General features: G+C 41.4%; 1 protein-coding gene and 1 pseudogene. Both read left to right on the top strand.

Annotation, left to right across the window (positions count from 1 at the left end):
- Positions 1-919: 919 nt before the first annotated feature.
- The gene (gene recA, locus ACTXGO_RS12425) at positions 920-1,981 is read left to right on the top strand and encodes a recombinase RecA (RefSeq protein ID WP_443542921.1); all 1,062 of its coding nucleotides are present in this window, start codon (positions 920-922) and stop codon (positions 1,979-1,981) included.
- A 23-nt stretch (positions 1,982-2,004) separates the two neighbouring features.
- A pseudogene (locus ACTXGO_RS12420) lies at positions 2,005-2,435 on the top strand (hypothetical protein); the annotation flags it as partial.

Below are 2,435 nucleotides of genomic sequence, written 5' to 3'. Positions count from 1 at the left end.
ATCTAATCTACGTCAAAGACTAACGCTTATTCTATAAAAAAGCGGTAGCTCTAACCATTGGAGCTGCCGCTTTTTTTGTTGGTACTTGTTTACTTTTGAAGTATCTCTACTAGTAAATGAAATATCATAAATCTACCTTGCAGTTATAAAATTATTTAAGACGTGAAACATCACTATTACTCATCATTATTTTGAATGTCAGTCTCATGAAACCATGACTCCTAGTTGGCCCCACTGTCTTAATAGTAGACGCAATCATAGACAGTATAAGGGGTGTAAGAGTTCTCCACAGTTGCTGTGGATAACCCTGTGGATAACTAGGGACTTGACAAGCAATTGCCTTGGTAGCTTAAAGGGTAAGGTAAAAGTGGTCACTTTTTATACAATTTATTTCTCTATTTGAATCAATTACTTACAACAAAATAGTAAAGCAATAAATTTATTTTCGATATTTTTAAAATATTTTTTTATCTTGTCAATGTTTCACAACTGCTCAAAAACAGCACTTTATTCGCTGTGGACAACTTGCAAAAATATTGACAAAGTCCTCTTATTTATATCTCAAAACTATCATTCAAATAGTACTCACTTATGTCTGCTTTAGTCGTTGATGTAGGCGACAATCATTGTCGTCTGCTCTACTCCAAAGCGCGCTAATGAGCTTGGAATTTGCTATAATTACCTCATCAAATAACTCTATAGGACGTTGAAAATTAGCAGTTTACTATCCTAGTTTTTAGCTTGATACGTCCGTTAACTTTATCTTATTTTACTGTATAGTAGACTGATAACTAAGCGTTATCCTCTATCTAAATACGAATGATTGGTTATCCTTAGCTGATCGAGATATTCAGCAGTCATGTTTTACCCTGACTGCCTCTTTGTTTTCAAATATTTTATTGATAAAAAGGAATCCATTATGGATGACAACAAAGCCAAAGCCCTAAAAGCGGCTCTAGGTCAAATCGAAAAGCAATTTGGTAAAAACACGATTATGCACTTGGGCGACGACTCTGCGGTACTTGATGTAGACGTTGTGTCAACGGGCTCTTTGGGCCTTGATATTGCGCTTGGCATAGGCGGTCTACCCAAAGGCCGTATCGTTGAGATTTACGGCCCTGAGAGCTCGGGTAAGACGACGATGACTTTACAAGCGATTGCTCAGTGTCAAAAGCAAGGCGGCGTTTGTGCCTTTATTGATGCTGAGCATGCTTTGGATCCTGTTTATGCGCGCAAGCTGGGCGTTAATACCGATGACTTACTCGTGTCGCAGCCTGACAATGGCGAGCAAGCGCTTGAGATTACCGATATGCTCGTGCGTTCAGGTGCAGTCGATATGATCGTAATTGACTCGGTTGCAGCCTTAACGCCGCGTGCTGAGATCGAAGGCGAGATGGGCGACTCACATATGGGCTTGCAAGCGCGTTTGATGAGCCAAGCATTACGTAAAATTACTGGTAACGCCAAACGATCTAACTGTATGGTTGTCTTTATCAACCAGATTCGTATGAAAATCGGTGTCATGTTTGGTAGCCCAGAGACGACGACTGGTGGTAATGCATTGAAATTCTACGCCTCTGTACGTATGGATATTCGCCGTATTGGTGCGGTCAAAAATGGTGATGAGATCATCGGTAACCAAACCCGCGTCAAGGTCATCAAAAACAAAATGGCACCGCCGTTTCGTCAAGCTGAGTTTGAGATCACTTACGGCGCGGGTACCAATCATCTAGCAGAAGTCATCGATCTAGGTGTTGAGATCGGTGCAGTCGGCAAAGCAGGCTCTTGGTACAGCTATGGCGATGAAAAGATCGGTCAAGGTAAAGCCAATTCTGTCCTTTATCTCAAAGAAAACCCAGCAGTTGCTGAAGAGATCGAAGGTAAGATTCGCGCTGAGAAATTAGGGTCGGTCAGCGATGCTATCGTTGAAGAAGATGATGATACGATGCTAGACGCGCCAGAAACTGACGCCGTTCAATAAACTGTAGTTATAACTATTGTATTATGCATATTAAAACATTAGCTGAAATATTGGCTGAGTCAGACACTGACTCGGCCTCTAGTGCTACGCCTAAACCAAAAAAAGCATCTAAAGAGCGCATTCAAAAAAACAAACCCTCCTCTCAAAATAAGCTTTCTGCCCAGAATCAGGTTTCTGATAGCAACGCTGAACCATCACAATCGAAGCGTACGCTTGCAAAAAAGAACAATGACACCAAACCTCGAAAAAAGCGTAAAAAACGCTTTCATCCCGCGGCTAGCTTTACCGCTGAACCTACTGATGCTGAGCTATATAAAGATCCTGACTCTCAAAGCATTCGCGATATTTTAGCTGAGGTCAAACGTGATGTGTCAGCTCACAAGCAGCATAGCGAAACGGCAGATAAAGAGCCCAACTCAAATAGCCATATTAATAATAACGTCAACTTAGAGCC

The organism is Psychrobacter sp. T6-1 (assembly GCF_052258445.1).
Note: the sequence above shows the minus strand (reverse complement) of the source record. Positions and strands in the feature narration are given on the sequence as shown.

Coding starts and splice junctions, on each gene's coding strand:
- recA (WP_443542921.1), top strand. CDS start 920: ATGGATGACAACAAAGCCAAAGCCCTAAAAGCGGCTCTAGGTCAAATC.